18 protein-coding genes are annotated in these 26671 nt (G+C 43.0%); 10 read left to right on the top strand and 8 right to left on the bottom strand.

Features of this window, described 5'->3' with window-relative positions; translation table 11 throughout:
- Positions 1 to 318 precede the first annotated feature (318 nt).
- A complete protein-coding gene (gene gspG, locus FTV03_RS08730) occupies positions 319 to 756 on the bottom strand; it encodes a type II secretion system major pseudopilin GspG (RefSeq protein WP_078189784.1) in 438 nt (145 codons plus the stop codon).
- A 36-nt stretch (positions 757 to 792) separates the two neighbouring features.
- Positions 793 to 1998 (bottom strand): type II secretion system inner membrane protein GspF, encoded by a 1206-nt coding sequence (gspF, locus tag FTV03_RS08725; RefSeq protein WP_078189785.1) that lies wholly within the window; start codon positions 1996 to 1998, stop codon positions 793 to 795.
- Positions 1999 to 2148: 150 nt separating this feature from the next.
- Here gspF and FTV03_RS08720 point away from each other — a divergent pair, with 150 nt between their 5' ends.
- From FTV03_RS08720 to FTV03_RS08680, 9 genes are all read left to right on the top strand, one after another.
- Complete coding sequence (locus FTV03_RS08720; RefSeq protein ID WP_180041041.1) at positions 2149 to 4371, top strand: primosomal protein N'; 2223 nt, start codon at positions 2149 to 2151, stop codon at positions 4369 to 4371.
- A gap of 79 nt (positions 4372 to 4450) precedes the next feature.
- Positions 4451 to 6292: a monovalent cation:proton antiporter-2 (CPA2) family protein gene (locus FTV03_RS08715; protein ID WP_111885622.1), complete on the top strand. Its 1842-nt coding sequence runs from the start codon at positions 4451 to 4453 to the stop codon at positions 6290 to 6292.
- Positions 6293 to 6342: 50 nt separating this feature from the next.
- Entirely contained in the window at positions 6343 to 7218 is an 876-nt protein-coding gene (gene hslO / locus FTV03_RS08710) for an Hsp33 family molecular chaperone HslO (protein WP_078189788.1), read from the top strand.
- Positions 7219 to 7478: 260 nt separating this feature from the next.
- Positions 7479 to 7931, top strand: coding sequence for a DUF2147 domain-containing protein (locus FTV03_RS08705; protein ID WP_180041039.1), 453 nt, complete (start codon positions 7479 to 7481; stop codon positions 7929 to 7931).
- A 284-nt stretch (positions 7932 to 8215) separates the two neighbouring features.
- Positions 8216 to 8680 carry a DUF2147 domain-containing protein gene (locus tag FTV03_RS08700; protein WP_168377964.1) on the top strand — a complete coding sequence of 155 codons (465 nt, stop codon included), beginning with the start codon at positions 8216 to 8218 and terminating at the stop codon, positions 8678 to 8680.
- A gap of 188 nt (positions 8681 to 8868) precedes the next feature.
- Complete coding sequence (locus FTV03_RS08695) at positions 8869 to 9333, top strand: DUF2147 domain-containing protein (RefSeq protein WP_168377965.1); 465 nt, start codon at positions 8869 to 8871, stop codon at positions 9331 to 9333.
- Between the two features lie 141 nt (positions 9334 to 9474).
- Positions 9475 to 10437: a DnaJ C-terminal domain-containing protein gene (locus FTV03_RS08690; protein ID WP_180041045.1), complete on the top strand. Its 963-nt coding sequence runs from the start codon at positions 9475 to 9477 to the stop codon at positions 10435 to 10437.
- Between the two features lie 10 nt (positions 10438 to 10447).
- Positions 10448 to 10786 (top strand): chaperone modulator CbpM, encoded by a 339-nt coding sequence (locus FTV03_RS08685; protein ID WP_078189792.1) that lies wholly within the window; start codon positions 10448 to 10450, stop codon positions 10784 to 10786.
- A 69-nt stretch (positions 10787 to 10855) separates the two neighbouring features.
- Positions 10856 to 11119: a YdcH family protein gene (locus FTV03_RS08680; protein ID WP_180002890.1), complete on the top strand. Its 264-nt coding sequence runs from the start codon at positions 10856 to 10858 to the stop codon at positions 11117 to 11119.
- Positions 11120 to 11597: 478 nt separating this feature from the next.
- On the opposite strand, the gene FTV03_RS08675 is transcribed toward FTV03_RS08680, so the two are convergent.
- From FTV03_RS08675 to FTV03_RS08650, 6 genes are all read right to left on the bottom strand, one after another.
- Complete coding sequence (locus tag FTV03_RS08675) at positions 11598 to 12866, bottom strand: magnesium transporter CorA family protein (RefSeq protein WP_180041037.1); 1269 nt, start codon at positions 12864 to 12866, stop codon at positions 11598 to 11600.
- A 138-nt stretch (positions 12867 to 13004) separates the two neighbouring features.
- Entirely contained in the window at positions 13005 to 15092 is a 2088-nt protein-coding gene (gene pnp / locus FTV03_RS08670) for a polyribonucleotide nucleotidyltransferase (protein ID WP_171262611.1), read from the bottom strand.
- Positions 15093 to 15365: 273 nt separating this feature from the next.
- Positions 15366 to 15635 (bottom strand): 30S ribosomal protein S15, encoded by a 270-nt coding sequence (rpsO, locus tag FTV03_RS08665; RefSeq protein ID WP_005007057.1) that lies wholly within the window; start codon positions 15633 to 15635, stop codon positions 15366 to 15368.
- A gap of 868 nt (positions 15636 to 16503) precedes the next feature.
- The gene (gene recD, locus FTV03_RS08660; RefSeq protein WP_257220725.1) at positions 16504 to 18231 is read right to left on the bottom strand and encodes an exodeoxyribonuclease V subunit alpha; all 1728 of its coding nucleotides are present in this window, start codon (positions 18229 to 18231) and stop codon (positions 16504 to 16506) included.
- A 194-nt stretch (positions 18232 to 18425) separates the two neighbouring features.
- Positions 18426 to 22196, bottom strand: coding sequence for a UvrD-helicase domain-containing protein (locus FTV03_RS08655; protein ID WP_180041035.1), 3771 nt, complete (start codon positions 22194 to 22196; stop codon positions 18426 to 18428).
- On the bottom strand, positions 22193 to 25966 hold the full coding sequence (locus tag FTV03_RS08650; protein ID WP_180041033.1) for an exodeoxyribonuclease V subunit gamma: 3774 nt from the start codon (positions 25964 to 25966) through the stop codon (positions 22193 to 22195). The genes FTV03_RS08655 and FTV03_RS08650 overlap by 4 nt, the downstream gene beginning before the upstream one ends.
- A 179-nt stretch (positions 25967 to 26145) precedes the next feature.
- On the opposite strand from FTV03_RS08650, the gene FTV03_RS08645 reads away from it, so the two are divergent.
- The gene (locus FTV03_RS08645; RefSeq protein WP_168377972.1) at positions 26146 to 26667 is read left to right on the top strand and encodes a hypothetical protein; all 522 of its coding nucleotides are present in this window, start codon (positions 26146 to 26148) and stop codon (positions 26665 to 26667) included.
- The last annotated feature ends 4 nt before the right edge of the window (positions 26668 to 26671 follow it).

Genomic DNA, 26671 nt, shown 5'->3' with positions numbered 1-26671 from the left:
ACTGAGGATCAGAAAGCTTGTTTGAATCGATGTATTTCATCCGCAGATTATGCACGAATGCTAAGAAATCCGGAGTGCAAATATTAACCAAAAAGAAGATCGTTTTTTGATTTATGAAAGAGATCTATTGTAATCAATAAAATTGGGAATAATTCTTATTATAAATATCACATATTTTGCATTATGTAATTTAAATTAAATTCAATAACTTAATATTAATTTTATAATTAAGATTTATTATCACTTCACTCAATATTGAAACACCCTATTAAGTGAAGTGATTAATTCCATTAAAACTGAATTTATAATTATTCTCAGTTAGTGTTTATAGTAAATATCAGCATCATTTTCTTCACCACCAGACTGACCGTCCGCACCAAATGAATAAAGATCATAAGGACGGCCTTCAGAACCGGGAATCACATATTGAATGTCATTGTCCCAACTGTCTTTTGGATAGCCACCTTTGATGTAGCCACCTGGCAACCAGTTTTTAGCAGACTCAGGTTTAGTGACCAAAGCATTTAATCCGCCGTCTTGCATTGAAGGGAATTTACCATTGTCCATTTTGTATTGATCTAATGAGCCAGCGACACTTTTTAAAGTAATCGCCGTAGTATCGACTTTGGCTTTTTCACCACGGCCCATCACGTTCGGTACAATCAGCGCTGCCAAAACACCTAAAATGACAATGACCACCATCACTTCAATTAAAGTAAAACCTTGTTGCTTCATATTTTTTGTCTTCACTTGCATGTTACAAATCTCTGTTCACATCATTGTTCGAATGTCTTAAATCATATTATTCATATTCACGATTGGCAGCATCACAGCAATCACGATCACCAGTACAATGCTCGCCATAAATACCAACATCAGAGGTTCAAGCAACGCCAATAAAGTTGAAATTAAAGTCGTCACTTCTCGGTCTTGCATCGTCGACGCACGTTCGAGCATCCGATCTAATTCGCCTGAACTTTCACCACTTTTGATCATTTGTACCATCATCGGTGGGAAATAACCACTTCGCTCAAGCTGTGTTGCTAAATTACCACCTTCTGTTACTTTCTCTGCCGCAAGGTTGACCGAATCTCGAATCACCCAATTATTACTGACCGCTGCGCCAATTTTTAAAGCATCGACCAAAGGCACGCCAGACTTGGTTAAAATCGACAAGGTACTGGCAAAACGAGCGGCATTAATGCCTTTAGACAGTTTGGAAAATAACGGTAATTTCAAGGTCAATCGGTCAAAGGCATAATGTCCCGCCGCTGTTCTGAGGAATCGAACCAAGAGAAAAATCGAAACTACGCTACCGACCAATAAAAATGGCCAGGCCATTCGAATAAAATCACTGGCTTTCATTAAAGCGACCGTTATCCACGGCAAGGCATCTTTGCTTTGGTCAAAGGTTTTGACAATATCTGGGACCACATAGGTCATGAGTCCCATCACAATACCGAAAGACATTAACATCAGGATGATGGGATAAATCATCGCACCCTGCACTTTTTTTTGCATGGCGAAGCGGTTTTCGGTGTAATCAGCAAGTTGGTCGAGAATGAGATCGAGATGACCTGAACGCTCACCTGCTGCAATCGTGGCAATATACAGTTCAGGAAAGCGTCCCGCTTGTTGTAGTGCGTTGGCTAAAGAATGTCCTTCCAAAACTTTAGAACGCACCGACATCAACAGGTTTTGCACATGGGCTTTTTCGTTTTGTTTTCCCACAGCACGAATCGCTTCTTCTAATGGTATTGCAGCGGCAACCAAAACTGAAAGTTGGCGAGTCAATAAAGCCAAGTCATAGGCATTCAGCCCTTTTTGAAACCAGCGCTGCTGCGCGTGTTTGTCTTTTTGCTCTATCGGATCGACAGCAACTGGAATGAGTGACTGATCTCTGAGCTGTTGACGAATTTGACGCGCAGAATCACCCTCAAGTACACCCTTCTGCTGCTTCCCTGAAGCGTCTATGGCAGTAAACTGATATGCAGGCATTGTAATGCTCTAATTTTCCAAAATTTCTATCAGCGCAGTTGCGTCTGACCATCAAAATCATTCATATTCTTAGATATAAAATATGAGCTCACTCTAACACAACTCCTTTACGATCACGACGAAATTTAATCAGGAACTTATCCACGTTTTATGGCAAATTCAGCGAGCATTGCAACACCTATTTACCGCGTTCGAGTCGCCGTTCCGGTATATTTATACGACTGCTTCGATTACAGCTTAAACCAAGAGCAATACCAACAAGCTGAAGTAGGTGCACGCGTTGCTGTATCTTTTGGTCGGCAAAATTTGACCGGTATCATCGTGGAAAAAATTGCTCCCGATGCACCACTCGATTCAAGCTTTAAACTCAAGGCCATTACCGAACTTCTTGATGATCGTGCCATTTTAGATGAGAAAGTTTTAAATTTATTGACATGGTCTGCACAGTATTACCAATTTCCGATTGGTGAAGTGATGCAAAGTGCCCTTCCGACGCTGTTACGCCAAGGAAAGCCCTATAATTTATTGGCACGGACATGGAATCTGATTGACCATAATGCTGAAGCCAAAATTAAACGTTCAGAGCGTCAACAAGAGGCGTATAAAATACTAAAATTACATCCCACAGGCACAGGTGAAAATCTTTTAAATTTGTCAGGTGTGGAAACCGCGACACTCAAAGCATTAGAGAAAAAAGGCATCTGCCAATGTGTCTTGGCGGAACAGGACTTTAGCCCAATGCCCATAAGCATGGCGCAAATGCCGCTCACAGCGAATCCGGAGCAAAAGAAAGCCATTGATCGGGTGTTAAAAGCGCGGAATCAATATCAGGCATTTTTACTTGATGGTCTGACCGGCAGCGGTAAAACCGAAGTCTATTTACAAATCATGCAAGAGGTTCTTAAGCAAGGCAAACAGGTCTTGGTTTTGGTACCTGAAATTGGACTCACCCCACAGACCATTAGCCGTTTCCAATCACGTTTTCATTGCAATATTGCCCTACTACATTCGGGGTTGAACGATTCAAAACGTATGCAAGCTTGGCAAGCGGCGCAAACGGGCAAGGCGTCTATTATCTTAGGCACGCGTTCTGCGATTTATACCCCACTGCCGAATCTAGGTTTAATTGTGATTGATGAAGAGCATGATCTGTCCTTTAAACAACAAGAAGGCTTTCGCTATCACGCTCGGGATGTCGCACTTTACCGTGGGCATCTGGAACAATGCCCTGTAATTTTAGGTTCTGCCACGCCTAGTATCGAGTGTTATGCACTGGCGAAACAAGGCAAAATGACCGTACTGGAATTGAACCAACGTGCGGGCACCGCAGTCATGCCGAAAATGCACATCCTTGATTTGAAAGTGGCACAGAAACAGCATGGAATCAGCCAATTATTAATTGGTGAAATCCGTAAGCGCCTTGAAAAAAAAGAACAGGTGTTAGTGTTTTTAAACCGTCGCGGATATGCCCCAGTTTTAATTTGTGAAAGCTGTGCATGGCAGGCCAAATGTCCGCACTGTGATGCCAATTTCACGGTACACCGCACACCCTATCAACACCTACATTGTCACCACTGCGGCACCATTCACCGTATGCCAGAGCATTGTCCACAGTGTAATCACCAAGAACTGAAATCCGTGGGTATGGGTACAGCGAAGGTTGAAGAAAGCCTAAATGAGCTATTTCCGCAGCATGACGTTATACGGGTCGATCGTGATTCCACCAGTCGGGTCGGCAGTTGGCAAAAAATCTATGACAAAATTCAAAAAAGTGAACCTGCCATTTTACTCGGTACGCAAATGCTGGCCAAAGGTCATCATTTTCCTTACGTCACCTTGGTGGCGATTTTAGATATCGATTCAGGTCTGCTGAGTGTGGACTTCCGTGCCATCGAGCGTACTGCACAGCTCATTGTACAAGTCACTGGGCGTGCCGGCCGTGGTGAACGTAAAGGCGATGTGTTTTTACAAACCCTAAGACCCGACCATCCGCTTTTGAATATTTTGGTCAATGAGAACTATCGAAAATTTGCCAAAGAAACCATGAAAGAACGGGAAATGGCACAAATGCCACCGTTTCGCTATGCCGCATTGGTACGCTGTGAGTCAAAAAACCAAGAACTCAATACTGAATTTTTACAGCAACATGCCCAATTACTGCGTCAGGACTCTGCTGGAATTATTGATATTTGGGGGCCGATTCCTGCCCCGATGGAGCGCAAAGCAGGGCGTTACCAATCCCACATGGTTTTACTGTCTACAGATCGTGCGCGCTTACATTATTATCTGCGTTATTGGTGGCAAAACATCTTGCATAACAAGCCATCAAATATGAAATTGAGCCTCGATATAGACCCACAGGAACTCAGTTAAACGCGTACAATTCAGTCTGAAAATATCAGTCATACTGAATTGCAACTTTCGACCAAAAACACAACTCTAGGACGAGTAAATGTCACTACTGTTACAGATCACAATTTTCCTTGGCGCATCCTTATTGCTTGTCCCTTTGCTCAAGCGCTTTGGTATTGCAACGGTATTGGGATATCTGTTCACTGGTATTTTGCTCGGCCCCGATGTCTTTAACATTGCCAGTGATCCCCAAGCGATCCAAGATCTCGCTGAGTTTGGCGTGATTTTGCTGATGTTCCTGATCGGCCTCGAACTCCGCCCACAGCGTCTATGGAGTATGCGTAGTTCTATTTTCGGCATGGGTAGTTTACAAGTTGGTCTGACCGGTCTTGTTTTAGCGCTAGGCAGTTTTTTTGCCTTACAACAAGGCATTGCAGCCAGTATCGTTATCGGTTTCGCTCTCGCTCTTTCTTCTACTGCCTTTGTCTTGCAGATGCTGAGTGAAAAACAGCAATTAAACACCACCTATGGGCAACAATCCTTTTCGATTTTGCTGTTTCAAGATATGGCTGCAATTCCGCTGATTGCAGTCATCCCCCTGCTCGCAGGGACAGAATCATCACATCACGGAATCGCCTATTTCGCTGCCATCATTGCGACTTTTTCAGGCTTATTTTTATTTAGTCGATACTTAATGCGGCCTTTTTTCCGCTTCGTCGCGAAAAGTGGCGCGCATGAACTGATCACTGCTGTTGGCTTATTTATTGTGCTGGGTGTCGTGGTGTTGATGGATGTACTGGGCATCAGTACCACACTCGGAGCATTTCTGACCGGCGTGCTATTGGCAGACTCGGAATTCCGCCATGAACTCGAAGCCAGTATTGCTCCGTTTAAAGGGCTTTTACTTGGTTTGTTCTTTATGACCGTGGGCATGACCACAGAACTGTCGTTGTTTGTTGAAATGCCATGGTTCATTATCGGTGGTGCATTGGCACTGATGCTCATCAAAATGGCGTCACTTACGGCGATTGCGCGTTATCTTAAAAATTCATGGCGCAACAGTATTTTACTGGCGACCTGTTTGGCTCAAGGCGGTGAATTTGCCTTTGTGGTCTTTAGTGTGGCGAAAAGTGAAAATGTCGTACAGCAAGCCATTTTGGAGCCATTAACCCTCATCGTCACTTTGTCGATGGTGTTGACCCCTATGTTGTACTGGTTAATACAATCACAAATTTTGCCACGTTTTAATCCAAAAACCATCCCCGAATATGACGACATTCCGGATGAACATAATCCTGTGATTATTGCGGGCTTTGGACGTTTTGGACAAATCATTGCTCGTGTGGCGCATTTACAGCATTTGTCTTTTACCGCCATTGATAGCAACTTAGACAAAGTCGATTTCGTACGTAATTATGGTGGTCATCTGTATTATGGCGATGCCACACAACCAGATATTTTACGCGCTGCGGGCATTGAACATGCCAAAGTGTTCGTCCTTGCTATAGATGATATTGAAGACTCGATGAACGTGGCGCGTCATATTCGCCTGAATTACCCTCAGTTAAAATTATTGGTCCGTGCGCGTGACCGTCATCAGGTGCATCTGCTGCGTGATTTGGGGATTGAGCATATTTGGCGTGAAACCTATTTATCGTCTTTAGGAATGGCCTATCACATGCTGTGCGACTTAGGCATCAGCGATGAAGATGCCTATAAAAGTATCGAATTGTTCCGTGATTATGATGAAAAACTGCTGACTCAACAGCAGCAAATCTATACCGATGAACAAAAAATTTATGAAACGCATCGTAACGCTTTAGCTGAACTGGAACATTTGTTTGAAAGCGATGCGCAAGCCCGTGAAAAACCTACAGGTGTTGATTTACAACGCAGCTTACAACGTCATCGTATTGATGTCACAAGAGATGATAATGAATGACTTGTGTTTTACAATATCGTCACCATTAAAGCAGGGTTATGGAGAATTTTATGTCAGATTTACGCCAACGCTTTTTTATTGAAGATAGCCCTGTTCGTGGAGAAGTGGTTCATCTTGAAGAAGCCCTACAAACGATTCTTGCACAGCGTGACTATGCACCTGCTGTACAAATTCTCTTGGGTGAAATGCTCAGCGCGACTGCCTTGTTGGCCAGCACCTTAAAAATTAAAGGTCGTATTAGCTTACAAATTCAGGCTGCAGGCACTTTTAAATGGGCAATGGCGGAATGTAATCATCTCGGTGAAGTTCGCGCACTTGCAGATTATGAAGAAGACCCGCACTTTCAAACCGCTGAAGACAGCAGCACGGTACTGAAAGCCTTGGTAAACCCAGTACTTTTCATTAATATCGAGCCTGAATTTGGTGAGCGTTATCAAGGGATTGTACCTTTAGACAAACCGACTTTAGCGGGTTGCTTGATGCAATATTATGATCTATCTGCACAGATCCCAACACGCATCGTCTTAGCAAGCAGCAACAGCCGTTCAGGTGGTTTACTGATCCAGTTATTACCTCGGAATAGCGAAGAAGAACAACGCCGAGTTGATGAAGATCTATGGCCACGTTTAACCATGCTGACCGAGACATTAAAAGCAGAAGAGTTAACGTCTTTATCTGCAAACGAAATTTTATATCGTTTATATAACGAAGAAGAAGTTCGTCTACCTGAAACTGAAGCCTTAAAATTTGGCTGCACATGTTCAAAAGAACGCTGTGCGACAGCACTTGAACAAATTGGTGTTGCTGCAGTTCGTGAAACCTTAGAGTTTCAAAACCCAATTGAAATGGACTGCCAATTCTGTAATACAAAATATACCTTTACGGCAGAAGAAGCTTTATCCCTTTTTGGTCAACACCTTAGCTAAATCATTGCATGATTAAAAGCCTAAATCTAAGCATCCTTCGGGGTGCTTTTTTATTGTCCCGATAAAATTTAGACCTACTACTTTCTTGCGCTTAGTCGAATGGGTTCGAACTATAAAGCATCAACATGATCAGCTGTATTTGCGATCAATTTTTTTTCGAGTAGAATCGCGCCAGAAATATCGCGCCAGAAATAAAGTCAAAAAAACCAACAAAGCTTTATTTTTAATTGAAAAATAATGTAAAAAAAACTGGATAAATTATGAAACTCAAAACACTCGCTATTGCTTTAGCCATGTTCTACTTTGGCCCAATGACAGCACATGCAGCAGACCTCGTCGGGACATGGAAAACCATAGATGATAAAACAGGCTATGCTCGTGCTGAAGTCCAAATCACTAAATTAAAAGACGGCAGCTATAGCGGTAAAATCACCAAAGTGCATGCCATCCCCAACCGCCCTGTCACCACGATTTGTGAAAAATGCGAAGGTAAACTCAAAAATGCACCCTTAATTGGTTTACCGATATTCTCTGGCTTTAAACATAATGCAAAAGAGAATGCGTACACCGATGGCAAGGTGATCGACCCACTTTCAGGCAATACTTATCAAGGTAAAGGGCAATTGAATGCGCGCGGCAATGTCCTGACACTTCGAGGTTATGTTGGAACCACGCTTCTCGGCCGGACGGTATCTTGGATCCGCGTCAACTAAAGTCGCCATTTGGCTTTCATTGGCATGATGAACTCAACTCCAGACGAGTTCATCATGCCGATAATAATCTACTTTGAGATGAATTCCGACTATTTTACTAGTGCGTAGACGTTCAGCATAAACCTCATTTAGCGCCAACTCGTTCATGTTTTGGCTCAAAATATAAATACCAATTCTTAAAAAATCACTAGAATATTCATATTATTTCAGGCTACATTAAAACCATAATATTTTTATGCCTTTAAGTTTTAGGCATCCGCTTTTTGTGTAATGTGGGTAATTGTATGGCTGTTAAATTCCTCCCTTCTATCCTGTTCGGCATGTTCTCCATCTGCAGTTTATCCTCTGCTTTTGCAGCGATTGACCCCTTAGTGGGGACATGGAAAACCATTGATGATCGAACAGGATATTCCCTTGCCGATGTGGTGATTCGTAAAGATAAGCATGACCTGTATTCGGCCACCATTATCCAAAGCCGAAGCGTACCCGGAACAGCAAATGTTTCGACATGCACGCAATGCACCGGTGCTCAGAAAAATAAACCCATGGTCGGTTTAACCACTTTAAGCGGCCTAAGCGCTGATCCAGAAAAGCCCAATGAATTTGTGGGTGGAGTGATGCTCGATCCCAAATCAGGCAAGCACTACAATGCACGCGCTCGTTTGATGAATAATGGCAAGCATTTGATCATCAATGGTCGTACTGAAGGCTCTGCAATTGGACGCAATGTCACTTGGGTCAAAAACTAAGCACGAGGCCTTTAAATCATTAAAGGCCTTTTTTAACTTAAAAATTAGAGTAAAAACTCCATATTAAAGCAGTGTTTTAAAAAAATCTGCCAAATACATCACAAACCATCACATTGATTTTGTAGGGCTTTATATATAAATTAGGCAACTTACTCTAAAAACACAATTCTGAATTTTCAGGGGATGAAATGAAAAAAATATATCAACAATTATTTGCCGGAATAGTACTTAGCACTTTGTCAGGATTGTCAATCGCTGCGGAAACCGATCCGCTAGTGGGTAAGTGGAAAACTGTCGATGACCGCACCGGATATTCACGTGCAGACGTTGAAATTCGCAAAAAAGCCGATGGAAGCTATGAAGGCATCATTGTCACCACACGCAATGTCCCTGGCACTGAAAAAATGGGCGTCTGCTCGAACTGCCCAGGTGAATTGAAAAATAAACCTTTTATCGGCTTGCCATTTATTTGGGACTTTAAACAAGATCCAAAAAATCCACGTGAATTCCAAAACGGTAAAGTTCTGGACCCGATTGGTGGAAAAATCTATAAAGGCAAAGCAAGACTTAGTGCTTCAGGAAAACATTTAACTATACGTGGGTATGTTGGTGTATCTGTGATTGGTCGTAGTGTCACTTGGATAAAATATTAATTTTAAATGTGTTTTTAAAAGCCTCCTCGTGAGGCTTTTTTATTGTCATGTTTTGAAACAATATGCTGCAGTTTGCCCCTATGACAGTTTGATGAACCCTTCTATATTGATTAAAACATGATTAATATTTATACAGAGAGTATGCCAGACAATCACTATCAAACTTTAGGGATCGCCCGAGATGCTTCGGCAGATCAAATTAAAAAAGCCTATCGAAAATTGGCGCGTAAATATCACCCTGACGTCAGCAAAGAAGCTGATGCCGAAACGCGTATGCAAGCGATTAATGTTGCATACGACACTTTAAGTGATGCCGAAAAGAAAAAACAATACGATTTTGAACTCGATCATCCTCAAGGATTTGCTGGGTTTAATGCTGGCAACCAAGGTGGTTTTGACCAATCTCAGTTTTATCGCCAATCGACGAGTGATGGTCAGCATGCGGACTTTAGTGGATTTGAAGACTTGTTTGGTCGTTTTGGGCAAGGCTTTGGTGGCGGTGACTATCAGTATCAACGTGCAAACCGCCAAACCAAGAGCTTCCGTGGTGAAGACCAACACGCCAGTTTAGAAGTGGATTTAGAAATCGCATTTCATGGTGCAACGCAGAATATCACCTTGCAGATTCCGAGCTTAAATGCCCATGGTGAGCCTGAAGTTCAACGTAAAACCCTACAAGTCAAAATTCCTGCAGGCATGAAATCAGGTCAACAAATTCGACTCTCGGGCCAAGGGCAAGCTGGCTATAACGGTGGAGCTGCTGGTAATTTATACATTGAAATTTTGTATAAACAAACCGAGCAAACCCGTGTAGAAGGTGCTGATATTTTCCAACAACTGAATATCAGTCCTTGGGAAGCAGCATTGGGTCAAAAAATTGCATTTACCAGTCCTGATGGCAAAACATTAGAGCTACAGATTCCTAAAAATGCGCGTACTGGACAGCAGCTACGATTAAAGGACAAAGGGATACCAAACAAAACACCCGGACAGCTTTACCTGGTTTTAAATATAGTGATACCAGCTGCACAAACAGAACAAGAGCAACAAGCTTATGCGGCTTTTGCTCAAGCTTTTCCGTCATTTAATCCACGACAGTCTTAAGGAGAGCACCATGACAACAATTCATTATCGTGAAATTGTCTGTGACGGATGTAAACAGACTGAAATCGTAGACGAAAAAAGTAGTTTTGATCTACAACACTTTGCCTCTGCCTGTGGGCAAAGTCCAGAATGGGTTCTGCAACTACTCGAATACGATATTCTGCCTAGCCGTTCAGAAGACAGGATTCATCAATTTTTTGGCGATGATATATCTCGCGCACGGCGTGCCTATCGGCTTCAACGAGATTTCGATGCCAGTTTTACTGCGGTCGCCATGATGCTCGACCTGATTGATGAAGTCCAACAACTACGTCGCCAAGTGAAACACCAACAGCTTCATTCGCACTAAATGTATTCGTGAACGCTCTGTCCTGCAGGGCGTTTTTCTTTTTTCTTGTAGAGGAAATGATCGACAACCATGAAAACACGAGATTGCAATAAAAAAGTCAAAAACATGTTTCCTGAGTACCGTGATTTGGTCACTCAGTTACGTGATGAAAATCCGCATTTTGCGCGGATCTTTGAAGAACATGATGAGTTGGATCGCGAAATCATTCAATTGGAATTAGATCCTGTTAATCACTACAACACGGATATTGAGACCATTAAGCGTAAGAAATTAAAGCTAAAAGATGAAATTTATCGCTTACTGAAAAGTAATGAAAATGATGATATATCTTGAGATATCGACTCGTATAGGGGAATTTTCATGATGCATGTCGTTCGCAGTACAACCCACGAGGCTAAGCAATTGAATTGCTAAGACCATAAGGATCGGTCAAATCGCGTTGTACTGCAGATTCTTTAAAAAACAAAATGTAAAAACAATAAAATCATGACAAAGGATTCATCATGCACATGCATCATGTCCTATTGGGTGGCATTACTCAGTTTCAGTAGTCTATTACATGCCAGTGATAAACGAGTATTTGAAAAACCATGGATGACCAAACAGGATATTCACGCGGTGATGTGACCATCGTCAAAAATGCCGACGGGACGTATAGTGGAACACTTACTGCAATACGCCCAATGCCGTACAAGCCCTTGGTCGAAGTGTGCTTAAAACGCAAAGGCAAACTCAAATATGCACCCTTGGTGAGTCTCGAAGTTATCAAAGGATTTAAAGCAGACCCATCCATCAGAGAAGCTAACGCGAACTATTTGAGTTTCGTCAGCTTCTCAATTTCTTTCATAGTTTTAACCGTACCTTTGACTGTGCCCTTCACCGTTTGTTTAATTGGTTCATAATCCATAAACCAAAACAAATTCATGTGTTGATCGCCATGTTGCTGTGCCAGCATATCAATCACACTTTTTTCGCCACGCCCCACCAAATGCCGTCGATAAAAATAATACAGCAGTAAAATCGTGGTAATCAACATGATACCAAGCATGATCCAAAAACCGGTTGGCGATTTGAGTCCGGGAATAAACTCAAAGTTCATACCGTATATACCAGTTAATAAGGTTAATGGTGCGAAAATCGCCGTAATAATCGCTAAAATACGCATATTTTCATTGGTTTGGTTGGCAACGGCTGAAAAATGCAGATCAATGGCGGCCTGCACGGCACTGCGTAATCGTGTGGTGTGTTTTTGAATGCGTTCGATATGGCTAGTTAAATCATCTACGCGAACCAGCATGATATCCTGCTTTTCACTGCGCTTTTTGCCTTTCAAATGCGGGTAATTATCCACAACTTCATCACGCAGTTCTTGCAAGGCTTCAATTTGCTCTTCACACAAGTTTTCCACTTGCTGAAAGGCCATATTTTCCTGCAACAGTTGATGCCACTTGGTAAACCGTCGATGCCCTTGTAATAACTCTTGCTGCCAAAACTCGACACGGCGCGTCAAAGGAACACGTAAATCCAAGTATCCATCCACCATATTATTCAGTAAGCGCAATGCCAAATCTAAGGGCGTCATGGCTAATTTTCGTGGTTTATTTTGTTCATCAATCGGACGAGAAATTAAGGTTTCAATCCGCTGGATATAACTTTCAATGGCTTTGTTGCCCTTTTCACGAACCGTAATCAGCACTTGGGGCGTGAGCAAAAAACTGATCGGGGTAGTCGCCAAACCAAAGACCCGCTCATGCTTTTCAAGCGCGTCGGCGCCTGCAACAATTTGGTCATCGGGGGTGACCATTTTTCTAAAAATTAATAAATCGTAATCATCGAGTGTGTCAAAGGCACACGGATGCTCTAGATTTAAAATATCCCACAGATGATATTCATTGACCCGTAGATCACACGCCTGAATAATCTCACGCTGCCATTGCTCAGGGCGGTTAACGACATCTTCACGGGTACAATCAATCCAAATAAACTCAGGCTCAAGTTCAGGATGATGCTCACATTGCACTTGGTCTTGCACATAGATATGCGCGGCTGTTGGATGCTGAAAAAAATAATAGGTTTGCATATCTCATTTATTATTGTGTTTACTTTTTGCATGATGCCATAAAAAAAGCCTTGAGCAAGTCAAAGTTCATACTCTGACTGCACTCAAGGCTTTTTAGAATCCATTCACAGAGCCGAAACCCTGTGAATCAACAAACCATTAAGCTTGTTCGATGTCTTTCATGGTTAATTTGATACGACCGCGGTTGTCGACATCAGCAACTTGTACTTTGATCTCTTGACCTTCAGATAATACGTCTGAAACGTTCGCAATGCGTTCGTTAGAAATTTGAGAGATGTGAAGTAAGCCATCAGTACCTGGAAGGATGTTTACAAACGCACCAAATTCAACGATACGAATCACTTTACCAGTGTAGATTGTACCTGGTTCGATTTCAGCAGTAAGCGCTTGGATTTTCGCAACAGCAGCAGAAGCAGCCGCTTTAGTTTCACCAAATACGCGAACTGTACCGTTATCTTCGATATCGATTGCTGCTTTAGTTTCTTCAGTGATCGCACGAATCGTTGCGCCACCTTTACCAATCACATCACGGATCTTATCAGGGTTGATGTTGATCACTTGGAATGTAGGCGCGTGCATAGAGATTTCAGGACGAGCGCGTGAAATTACTTGGTTCATTGCATTTAAGATGTGCATACGACCTGCATACGCTTGGTTCAATGCAACTTCCATGATCTCTTCAGTAATACCTTCGATCTTGATGTCCATTTGAAGTGCAGTAATACCGTTTGCAGAACCTGCTACTTTAAAGTCCATGTCGCCAAGGTGGTCTTCGTCACCCAAGATGTCAGAAAGAACTGCGAAACGCTCGCCTTCTTTGACTAGACCCATTGCGATACCCGCAACTGGCGCTTTAAGTGGAACACCTGCGTCCATAAGTGATAGAGAAGCACCACATACAGAAGCCATTGAAGATGAACCGTTAGATTCAGTGATGTCCGATACGATACGGATCACGTACGGGAAGCGGTCAGCTGCAGGAAGTACAGCTTGAACACCACGACGCGCTAAACGACCGTGACCGATTTCACGACGTTTAGGACCAGATTCACGACCAGTTTCACCTACAGAGTATGCAGGGAAGTTGTAGTGCAACATGAAGTTGTCAGTTTTCGTACCCGCTAATGTATCTACCATTAACGCATCACGTGTATTACCCAAAGTTGTTGTTACCAACGCCTGAGTTTCACCACGTGTGAATAATGCAGAACCGTGAGCACGGTCTAACACGCCAACTTGTACGTCAAGCGCACGAACTGTTTTAGTATCACGGCCATCAATACGTGGTTTACCTGACAAGATGTTGTCACGTACTGTACGGTATTTCAGGTCTTCGAATAATTCAGCTAAGTCGTCAGCGATACCGTCAACGTCTTCTTCTGGAACGAATTGAGCAACAGCTTCAGCTTGAAGCGCATCAAGTGCTGCATAACGATCGTGTTTAACAGCGATTGTGTATGCTTCAGAGATTTTCGCTTCAAACGCTTCTTTTAATTTTGCACGAAGGTCTTCGTTTTTCGCAGGTGCAGTCCAAGTAGACTCTGTTGCACCAGCAGCCGCAGCAAATTCTTTAATCGCTTGGATCGCGATTTGCATTTCGTCATGACCGAACAATACAGCGCCAAGCATTTGGTCTTCAGAAAGTTCTTTCGCTTCTGATTCAACCATCAATACTGCAGATTCTGTACCTGCAACCACAAGGTCAAGGTCAGATTCTTTAAGCTGTTCGTGGTTCGGGTTAAGGATGTATTCACCGTTGATTAAACCAACGCGCGCACCACCGATTGGACCACGGAAAGGCGTACCCGCAATTGCAAGTGCAGCAGATGTACCTAACATTGCAGCAATGTCAGCATCCATCGTTTTGTCAGAAGAAATCACAGTCGCAGTCACTTGGATTTCGTTGTAGTAACCTTCTGGGAACAACGGACGGATTGGACGGTCGATTAAGCGTGAAATAAGCGTTTCAGCTTCAGACGCGCGGCCTTCACGTTTACCGTAACCGCCCGGGATACGACCTGCAGCATATTGTTTTTCTTGGTAGTTAACAGTCAATGGGAAGAAGTCTTGACCTGCTTTAGCTGTTGGTTGAGCAACAACGGCAACAAGAACTTGTACACCACCCATAGTGATGATTACAGTGTTCGCTTGACGCGCAACACGACCTGTTTCTAGGACAACTTGATGCTGACCGTATTGGAATTCTTTACGAATAATATTAAACATCGACATGTTTTATTTTTTCCTGATTTTATTCTAGTGGAGACCCCTAAGGTTTGGCATTCACTCAACGCCCCAAACGCTGCAACATAAATGACAAAGCTTAGAAGCCGACCTCACTAGATATTAAAAACATTAATTAAAAATGCTAATTTGAGACACAAAGAAGGAGCGAATCATCGCCCCTTCCCCATTATCCAACCAAGGTTGGATAGACTTTAGTTTTCAGTAATACAGCACTAAGCATGCAATAGTCCGAAAATAAAAGTTTAAATCGAATTAACGACGTAAACCTAAAGCAGCAATCAATGCGCTGTAACGAGTAGCGTCTTTACCTTTAAGGTAGTCAAGAAGCTTACGACGTTGGTTAACCATACGGATAAGACCGCGACGGCTATGGTGGTCGTGTTTGTGCTCTTTGAAGTGACCTTGTAAATCATTGATTTGAGCAGTTAAAAGAGCTACTTGAACTTCTGGTGAACCAGTGTCGTTTTCAGCGCGAGCGAATTTTGCAACGATCTCTGCGCGATCTGCGTTTGTTAAAGCCATTCGATTTCTCCGAGATGCTTATAAAGTTAACTTTTGATACGAATCAACTGATAAATCAGCTGACTGCCGTGCATCACTACAGCAAGTGCATTATATTAAGGGAAAATCGTCCCAATTGCAAAAAGAGATGGCCGACTTCGTCAGGTTTTCATGACGATAATAGCGCCTTTTTTTTCACATCGATTCCATTATAAATTTTTTATATGTTTCGATACTTTATGCGACACAAAACCGCATATTTCTAACATGTTGAATGCGATGTCATTGAATGAATTTTAAACTGATTTTTTGATATATTTTGCCACTCGATGTTTAGCATGCAAAACTCAAAGTGGAATGATTAAAAAAAAGCCCGAGCTAGGCTCGGGCTTTTTTGCGCTGTAGTTTCTTCTTTTTTAGTTATTGTTTTATTATTTATTGTTTTATGTGGCGCTTTTCCGCGTCCTTATGTCAAACATTCCATGTTTTAACTTGCACTTCCTTATGTGGTAGATTTTGCCACAACGGCTATTAGATAAAAGTCGTATTTTTCGTATCTATATGTAAGCTTTTTCGTACATCAGTTAAGCTCTATTTCTTTTCTGTTACAGCGTATAGGCATTTCTTATTTTCCAGACATAAAAAAGCCCTGTAGTCTCTCCCAAAACTACAAGGCTTAGCGGCTGTAAGTTTCCTATTTCCTTACTTCACTGTAAGTTCGCTGTCTTTTGACGTTATTCTTATACTTTTGCGATTTTACTCAACCATCCGTGTTGAGTTCTTTTTCTGTGAAGTCATCTTCTCAAAAAGCTCTAAAAAGCTCTATGCGCAAATCTCCTGAATCGATGTAAGCCATTTCTTACAAAATACGGTACATTTTGCCTAGGCTTTACAAAGGTAGGTGATTGTTAATTTTTTCTAACAGACCACTAACTCGCGCTGTTCTTTTTATAAGCGCTTTTGCCAATGCATCTTTTGCAACAAGCAAACTCACCACTTTTTTGGCACGAGTGATGGCGGTATAAATCAGCTCTTTACTCATCATTTCGGTAGCATGATTTTCCAAAACTACCGCCGTATGGGTAAATTCAGAACCTTGAGACTTATGTATGGTCAAGGCATAGGCGGTTTCTATACTTTTAGGTAACCGTGTTGCCACCACCCATTTATCCAAACTTGGAAAATAAACCTCAAACTGCGACTTTTCCGTCATCGGTCGTTTTAAGCAAATCCCGATATCACCATTTGATAGTCCAAGTTGATAATCGTTATAGGTCATCATGACTGGACGACCGACATACCAATCCCCTTGTTTCAACACACCCAAGGTATTTAAGACCCGAAGTTCAATCTGCTGATTGAGTTCGTGTAAGCCTAATTTTCCATGTCGAATGGCCGATAGAATCCGATAATCATCAAAATAGCGAATCAATTGGGCTGACCAATTTGCATATTCAGCGGGTTGCTCTGGCCATTGTTTTAACCATGCCACATAGGGCTGAAAACCATACATCAGTTGATCATAATATTTTGCCCAATGTGCAGCACTGTTCGTAGCGTCGGGGAGATATTGCAACTGAATCACATCGCTCATATTCGGTGTCAGTTGAATCGGCTGAAGTTCGGATGCAGATACCACCTGATGTTCGAATTTCGCCAGAACTTCAGTGGTTGTTTGCTGTTGTTCTTGTTGTTGAATAAAACGAGCAAACTCACCAATGGCTGCACCCTGTACAAAACGGCGGCTGGTCTGTAAATGGGTACGGTTGGCTTGTAAGGCATCCACATCCTGAAGATTAGCCAAAACAGCGCCAACATCGACCGAAGCCAACTGTTCTGCATCCCCTAAGAGAATCAGCTTGCTGTGTTGAGGGATTGCCGCGAATAGCATCTGCGCCAAACTTAAATCCAACATGGAGGCTTCATCGACCACAATGACGTCATAGGGTAAGCGTTGGCGCTCATTAAACCGCGGGATAGCGCGCGTCCCTAAACCCAATAGACGATGCAAAGTTACGGGTTTCAAATGTTTGTGAATAATCGAATAATGCTGCAATGCAGGATCTTTAAACGCTGCTTGTAAGGCTTCTTCCATTCGCTGCGCCGCTTTTCCTGTCGGCGCTGCCATCGCAATTCTTAAATTTGGATTTTGCTCATTCAACACGGCAATAATCCGAGCCAAGGTATAGGTTTTACCTGTCCCAGGCCCACCGGTAATGATATTAAAATTGTGCTGACACACCATGTACAGTGCTTGGATCTGATGGGGATCGGTCAGTAAATCCTTTTCAATATTAAGCATCTGCGTTTGATTGAGATTTTGCTCTGTTTGCTGTTTTAAACGTGCAACTTGCTTGGCTAAAGCATTTTCTAGTGCCCAATAGCGATAAAGATAAAGTCGCTGTGAATCAAAAATAAAAGGCGCAACAGGTGTTTTTTCAGCTTGCTCGTGCTGAACCATCTGAGCCAAACATTGAATCTGCGCATCTTCGGCCAAAATACAACTGTCGCCTTTTTCCACGGCTTGCATCAATTGTTGAATTAACTGATTTGCAGCAGGATGACTGGCCTGATCGGGTAAATAATGTTGGATTAAATAGTCAATCCAATCCGGCAAAACCGCATCTAAATCAGCTTTTTCTTGGGTATTTTGGGGAACTAAAACCTGCGTTTCTACAGTATTTTCTTGTCCCGCGTGCAAAGGCTGTGCTGATAAGGCTTTTTGATCATTTTCCACACAGTTATCCTCAAACTTATCCACAATGCAACTTATTGTTTCAGCGTGAATATTTTTATCTTTTTCGTGCTTATTCACGTTTTAGCCACAACCTTTTCGCTCAATATTGCATCGAGGTTTTGAATGAATGTATCCGCCGGCTTCCAGTGATATACCCCACGATCGGACTGTCCATCCATACCGCGAAGATACAAATAACTCGCCCCACCCAAATGCTGCTTCATGTCATAGTCTTTCATCACGGCTTTCAAATAACGATGTAGGGCCACCAAATATAAAGCCGCCTGCAACCAGTAACTAGAATGACTCATACTTTCTCGAATATAGGCATGATTATAATGTGCGGTCTGATCGCCTAAGAAATTACTTTTATAATCGGCAATGTGATAACGCTGACCATCATAATATACCAAGTCAATCGACCCCGTCAGATAGCGTGCTGTAAACACATCATTCAAATCTTGTATCCGTAAATCTGGCTCATTTAGGCTTTCAAATAGCATGCGTATTTTACGTATTGCCAATGCACGATCTGCCATACTTAAATGAAAGTCCATTTCTGAACGATATTCACCATCGTTTAACTGATGCAGGCTAAAACCATCATGCAACGGTGTATGAATGATTTGACTGTACCATTCCTGCATTTCTTCAATCAGTTCAGCTTCGTCTTGTTCAGGGTTCGCCGTTTGCCCAAACTGTTTAATCAAATTTTGCAATATTTGCGGCGAATCAAACTCAACATCACTATGAAAACGCGTTGCGATGGCTTTGGCCAACTTATCTTCTGGGGTGCTAAATCGAACTTTTTCCATCAACTTGTGCAAGAAACTTCCGGGCTTGGTTCCCTTTGGAAAGTGCCGTTTAATCCAACTAATTTTCTCTGCAGTTTCTGCTTCAATAATTTCAAGCTGTTCCACTTCATCGGCAGCACTGTCTTCTGGCTCGGTCACAACCGCTGCCAATTGGTCACGTTGTATATGTGTCTTATGTGCCGTACGCGTGAGCGCGGTAAAACTGGTGGTTTCCCGTGGATAAAAATGGCTGTTGGGAATTTCTTCCGCGTCTAATACAACAGTTTCAACCTGAGTCTGAGTCAAAATTGGTGGTGCTGCACGCAAAACATCAGCATCCACACTTTCTGTATGTTGGAACAGATCAGGTTCGCTTCCACGCCAAAAAGTCAGTCCTGAACGCGCTTCTGCCATTTGTTTCTTTTCTACTTCATGATGACGTAGCACGGCATAGACACGATAACTGGCACGGGTCAACGCCACGTACCACAAGCGATGATGCTCTGCTTCATTGCGCGCATCATTTTGTTGAATATCATCTTCGGGTAAGTCCGAAGACTTCACGGCAATCACACGTTCTAACCCAAGGCTTTTTTGCTGATTGTCTTTAAGGGAAAAATTCAAATTGCCTTTTTCACTTAAGCCTGCATTTGCTCCCAATAAAAATACACAACCAAACTCTAAGCCTTTGGATGCATGAATCGTCATCAGTTGCACCCCCAATTGCCCAGTCAATTTTCGCTCCTGGATACTTTCATTATTGATGCCTAAATTGATTTGGCGAATAAACCATTGATAAAGCTTATGTGCACCTGTGTAATGTTCACTTTGCTGACTTAATAATTCTGCGATATGGCGTAAATTCACCACTGTGCGTTCATTATCTCGACTTTGCCCAGCCACCAAACGCGTCCACACCTGAAAGACCGTCATGCAGCTATTCCACGCGCTGCGGAATCCTTGCTCATTCCAAATTTGTCGAATCTGTTCGAGTTTTTCGATGATGTCGCTCAGTTCATCTGCCTGCTGTTCGAGTGCGACCAGTTGTTTCAGATCAAAACCCAATAAACGGCTCAGCAGCGCACGTTTCACCTTGGCTTCTTGATAGGGATTCAAAATCGCGGTCAGCAAAGCGGCTACATCTTGTGCGACGGAACTTTTATAGACACTGTCCCGAGATGCTTTATAACAAGGAACGCCGAGCTGCAATAAACATTGTTGCACTTGCTCTAAGTCGAAATGGTTTTGCCCCAAGACCGCAATATCGTTTGCTGTCAGTGCTCGCTGGGTATTGTTGTCTTGAAAATATAAATGTCCTTGCTGCGCTTGGTTGAGCAATGACTGAATCTGCCAAGCCACTTGCTCAGCTTCATTCAGCGTTTCATCCAAAGCCAACCAACGCAGAGGTTGTGGATTGACTTGATCATGATCAATCAACGGCGGATGCTCACGCTCACCTGCTTGAATCGGGGTGTATTCAACTTGCTCACCAAAGTCCGTTTGCCGATGAAACAAGGCATCCACCACTTCAACCAAGTTTTTGACTGAACGATGGTTTTTGTTCAAGGTATAACAACGTCCACCCTTGGTTTGAATATCATGACGCGCTTTACGATAGGTCAGCATGTCACCGCCACGGAATCCATAAATCGCCTGTTTGGGGTCGCCAACCATAATCATACAGCCCTGATGTAAGCGCTCCTTGACCCGCCAAATACTGGATAGCATGTCATCTTGATCTTGGTTGGTGTCTTGAAATTCATCGACTAAAATCAGCGGATATCGTGCCAAAACATGAGCGGCAAAACTGTCTTTCCCTGCTGCTGAGCTTTGCTGTAAGGCTTCCGACAAGGTCCGAATTTGTTGTGAAAAGGTGGTTTCCCCAGCGTGGGACAACACTTGAGGCAAACGCTTTTTAACTTCCTGTGCCAAATAAAAGTTTAGAAATTGTTCTGCTTGATTGATATGTTCATAAGCATTGAGCACCGCTCGGAGTTGTTGAACAAAAGCATGTTGATAAAATTCTTTTGAGATATCCGGCTGTTCTTCAACGACTTTGTCTTTAAAGACACGTGGCTTAAATTCAGTTTTATTCGGATCATAAAACAATGAGCGAATGGCTTTCATCGTCGGTTGTAACACGTCGGACTGGGTCAAAACCCCTTGGCTACCCGCAGCTTCAAAGTGCTGTAAAAACTCGGGAATGCGTGTGTTAAAGGTGACAAAAAATGCCCCTTTATTAAAACGTCGAGCGTCCACCAGGTTTTTATAATGACTTGCGGCATCAAAACACGCTGCAAGCTCTACACGAGCGGCAGGCAGCATTTGTGCAAGCTGATGACACATCGCTTCAAAATGCGCCAAGGCATTTTCGGGTAATTCAGGGACGCGTAAATCCACCGATGGGAAATTTAGACTTTCCTTTACCACGCCCAGATAATATTCAGGACCTTTCAACTGATGATTCAACATCAAATATTCAATCAAATGTGCAGGCTGCTGCTGGATCCAATCTCTTAATAAATCATGAATGATCCGTTCAATATGCAGGTCTTCATCATCACTGATTTGCACCTGTTCGATACGACCACTTTCAAAGGCAAATTCACGTAATAACTTTTGACTAAAGCTGTCTAAAGTTCCGACAAAGAGTTCTTCATATTGTTGTAAGACCACGTTCAGACGATTGTAGGCATAATCTAAGTGATGCCCATGATCTTTCAGCACTTGCTGATACAAGGGGTCACTCAAACTTTGCTGAAGTTCGGCCAACTCACCTTGAGATGCCGCGAGCAGGCCATAAATAAAGTCACGGGTTTCTTCAATCCGCAGCCGAACCCGCGCTTTGAGTTCCGCTGTAGCCTTACGTGTAAAGGTAGTGGCAATGACCTGATTCGGCATATAACGATCGAGAAAAATCCGCACCATCAGACTGGAAAGCGTATAGGTTTTACCAGTACCCGCAGAGGCTTCAATCCAGTGCAGTCCGGTAAAGCTCATGTCTGCAATCGGGTTGGTGGACATTTTCATCGCTTGCTGTGGCATATTCATTTTTTCACCTCAGGCTTGATGACATTAAGTTTTTTTAGGCCGTCATCCGCCTCGGTATCCATCACATGATATAAACGTTCTGCATAATAACGACAGGACAATGCCAGAAGTTCATCTGCCGCTTGTTGCTGTAAAATAAAGCTCCAATCACGATGGTGGCTATTGGCTTCATTCGACTCCAACTCCACTCCACCAAAACTATGATTTTTCAGCCATTCCTCTTGAAGCTTTGCAAAATTATCAGGCATGAGTTGGCCTGTTTCATTTTCCACCCAAGTGCATTTTTCTTGGCGAATTAAGGCAGCAGGCAGCACCACAGGACGTTTTTGTGCATGTTTCCACATCGCCACCCATTCACTGAGCTGCAGCTTGGCTTGTGCAGAGCTTAATCCACAACAGACTATGCTTTTATCATTACAAATCACTTCACGACGATACGTCGCGCCCTCATCGCCTAAGTCTAAATAGCTCAACCACAATAGATATTCGAGCCAGGTTTGCGTCTGACGCTTAGGCTTTGCCCCAGACGCCATACAGCTTAACCAATGCATACTCTGAGAGTCTTCAGGCACGGTGATACTCAGTATCAAATGCGGTTCAAGCTGTAAGTTTTGTAAGGTGGTCGCGGTTACACGGCGTCCATCCAAACGCTCTAATAACTGTGCCTGCTCTTGCAAACTGAGCTTCCAAGTCGCTATTTGACTATGTCCCACAGGCAGTACATCTTGGAACAAGGCCATATCCGGTTCAGTTGGAGTCGTAGAGTTCTGATCCTCAGCTTGATGGACACGAGAGGCAGGTTGCACATAATGCTTTTGCAATAAGTCACGGACATGATATTGCTGTAAACGGTCGAGCAATAAAGGCTCTTGCTGCGGCAATTGGTCACCAGTATAGACACTGGCCACGCCAAGCGTTTTCAAATATGCACGGGCAGGAAACACCACATCTTTAATCCATTCTTGACCATCTAAAACCCGTACTTCTTGCTCATCATGCACAGGATAATCACGGTTAATCCACGATTGGCGTTGTCCAGACTGATCTAAAATATGTTCCGCCACAGCAAACCATTGATCTTTATATCGTAAGTTTTTCGACTGCTGAAAACCCATCGGGTCAAAAGGCTGCAAAGGATAAATATGGTATAGCGGCTCGAGCTGCTGTGGAATGCGTAAGCCATCCAAATCCAGCATGACATCATGGGGTTGGTTCAATTGCTGCGGCTGAATCATCCGTGCGAGGAACTGGCTAAATTCATATATCACGGATGATGGCTCCCGACTTTCACCATCATTGACATCAAAGCCATTATAGAAAATCCACAAGGACTGTCGGGCAAATAACAAGGCATCTAAAAATGCACCTTTATCATCTTCCAAACGAGAGCGATCACCCAAAACCGGTTTAAACACATCCATCAAATCAAAAGGCACTTGCTGATCACGACGCGGAAATTTGCCGCTATCCATGTTCATTAACACCACCAATGAAAATGGGACTTGGCGGATTTTCCCCATGTCCGCAAAGGTCACTGATCCTGTCGGTTCGATCTGATCGGCAGAGCTATCGATGCCTTGTTGTATTTCTTTGAGCAGCAAAGATAATGGCAAATTAAAGCTGTTTGGGAGCGACTCAACTTTATCACTTTGGGCATTATGCAGACGTTGCGTCATCGCACGCATCACACTGCGAATGGTTTCAAATGCTCGACCACAGGCTTCCACAAAAGGCTTTAAATCTGCATCTAATTGTTGCAACCACACTTTGACAGTCTGTGTGCTGAGATTCGGATTGAGCCAATCTCGACGCGCACTGATATCTCGGTAGATCTGAATTAAAGTTTGAACCAACTCAAAATCACTACTCGACACCCCTGCAAAACTTAAGGTGTCCTCAAATACGGCATGTTGTGGTATCGCAATTCCTAAAGCTAAACGGTCTAATGCAAATTTAAAGGTATAACGATAATCTCGGTCTTGCTCGGACAAATAAGCCAACATGTGCTGTTCGTCTAAACCACGACGGAAACCAGCTTGAATCAGCAGTTCCATCATACGTTCCATTTGCACATGGTCGAGCTGATACAGTTCTTGCACCGCATTCAAATTCAGCCAATCATGAAAATCTTCTGCGGTAAAACGACCTTGGCTAATTTCAATGCGTCCAACGAAAGCTTGCCATGCATTTTGAATATCTTGGCTGACCACCCCTGCAATTTTGACTGGGATATAAGGTAAATCCACCGCACTGCGTCCCATGCCACGAGTCGTCGAAAAGACCGTCCGAATATGCGGTTCAAGCTCTTTTAAATTTGGCACCAAGACCAAGATATCACTCGGATGGCGTGGCTCCTGTTCCGTGCCCTCGGCCAACCAATGTACCAACTGCTCACGTAAAACCTCTAATTGACGCAGGCTAGAATGACAGACATGAAATTGAATCGATTCATCTGAACCCGCGAGTGCATATTGATGCTGCTTGGGTTCTTCTAGGGTCATGATGTCATATTGAATTTGAGCGAGCAGCGTTGTCGGCTCGGTGTCTGGAAAAATATCTTCCCAACCTTCGCCACCAGACATATTCACCAATAATGCAAAGTTATCCCGCGCACGTTTACCTAAACGCGTCAGTAATGAATGCTGAGATTCACGAAATTCGGCATTGGTCGTACTCAGATAGGCCTGAATTTGTGCCGTGCTGACATTGGGATTTCGCTCAATATAACGCTGTTGTAATTTCAAGTTATAACGATCTTTCCATACGGGATCGACCATGTCTGCCCAATACTCACGCGATGGGTTGAAATACAACAGATGCACTTCGGTATACGCTGCCAAGCGATATAAAAATTTCAGTTGTGCAGGGGGTAATTCTAAGGTCGTAAAGACGAAAATCTGTTCAGGCAAACCGTTATAGGTTTGGTGACGCTCATCATCATCCTCAGCATCCAAATCAAATTGCTGCTGCCGATTTTGCTCAGCATGCGCCAAGGCAAACCAAAATTTATTGTCTATTTCCTGACGGTCATTAAAGTCTTTTTGGAATACTTGATGCCACAGCCAACGCTGCCAATGCTCCAGTTGTCGAGCCTGAGTCGGTAGATATTCATCAGCTTGTTCAGGTTTCAGACCTGTAAGTTGCATAATATTTAACGGCTGGTTATAACTCCACGCTTTTAGCCAGTCAGTATCGCAATGTGGACAAACCCAGTGCTCAACACCTTCATCTGGGGTATGAATACAACTGCCACGAAAGGCCATGTAGTTGGTAAAAAGCCGAGTGACTTGAGCAGCGATCCAGTACAACATTTCTTGCCGCTTTTGCTCACGTTTTTTTCGATCTGAGAGCTGTGCTGTGCTGTCAAAAATACGCTGAACTAAGGGCTGAACATCTGTCGGAATCTGTGCTGCATCAAACTGATCAGCTGCAATAAAAACCGCTAAAGCATTATAAATACGCCATTGCATAATCAACGGCGGCATGTTGATACCTTTAATCCGCTCTCGGTCTTGTTTATTCGGCAAGGCCCAATCGTAGGCTTTCCACTGCAACCCTAAAATTTTACGATGATGCTTAATATTGGCACTAATACTGATTTTTTCAGCAATTTGTTTTTCTAACCATGCAGCAATGGCTTGATCGGGCACCACGATATGTCGTTCTTGCAAGACGGACAAAGCATTGGTCGATTGATTCGATTTCAATTTTTCGATTAGACAATCCACCAAAACTTCGATTCGTTGACTTTGAATTACATGTATTGCCATGGATTACCTTTACAGCCTGAGTGACCAACTACTACAAAACAACAATGATTATTTACTATACATCTTGGGCTGTCTATGCGACTTTGACAAGAGAATAGATTGCAAAAAATGCTTTTAAACAAGTATCTTAATGATACTTTATGAGAAAAAAACCAATCCAGTATCAAGGGTATCTGCTTATGAAAATTGATAACATTCCTGATTCCATCGACCCTAACTTAAATCTGGACATTATTCGCGCTGAATGCTTAGAGCTCGTCAAAAAACGTGCTTATTTTTCAGCAGGTGCAGCTATTATTCCTGTGCCATTTTTGGATGTGGTGATTGACGTCGGAATTTTGTCACAGCTCATTCCAGAAATTAATGCGCGTTTTGGTTTAGCGCCAGATCAAATTAGTGTGTATGATCCGAAAACCAAACAAATTCATTGGACAGAACTGCGTAAACGTGGTGTCGAATTTTCTGGTTTAGTGGTTGCACGAACCGCGATGAAAAAATCGCTAAATAACATTGCAGCAAAATATATTACCAAACAAGTGACTAAATTTATTCCATTAGGTGGACAATTGGTAGCAGCCAGTTTGGGTTATATTGTGATGAAAAAAGTCGCTGAAACCCATGTAGAAGAAAGCTACCAATTGGCGAAGCGTATTCAACAGAAATTTCCGAACCAACCTGTCCCAACGCCGAACAATGTTTAACGGA

The organism is Acinetobacter sp. YH12218 (assembly GCF_013417925.1).
Classification (GTDB): Bacteria; Pseudomonadota; Gammaproteobacteria; order Pseudomonadales; family Moraxellaceae; genus Acinetobacter; species Acinetobacter amyesii.
The sequence above is the reverse complement of the archived record's forward strand: the minus strand, read 5'-3'. Positions and strand labels throughout refer to the sequence as shown.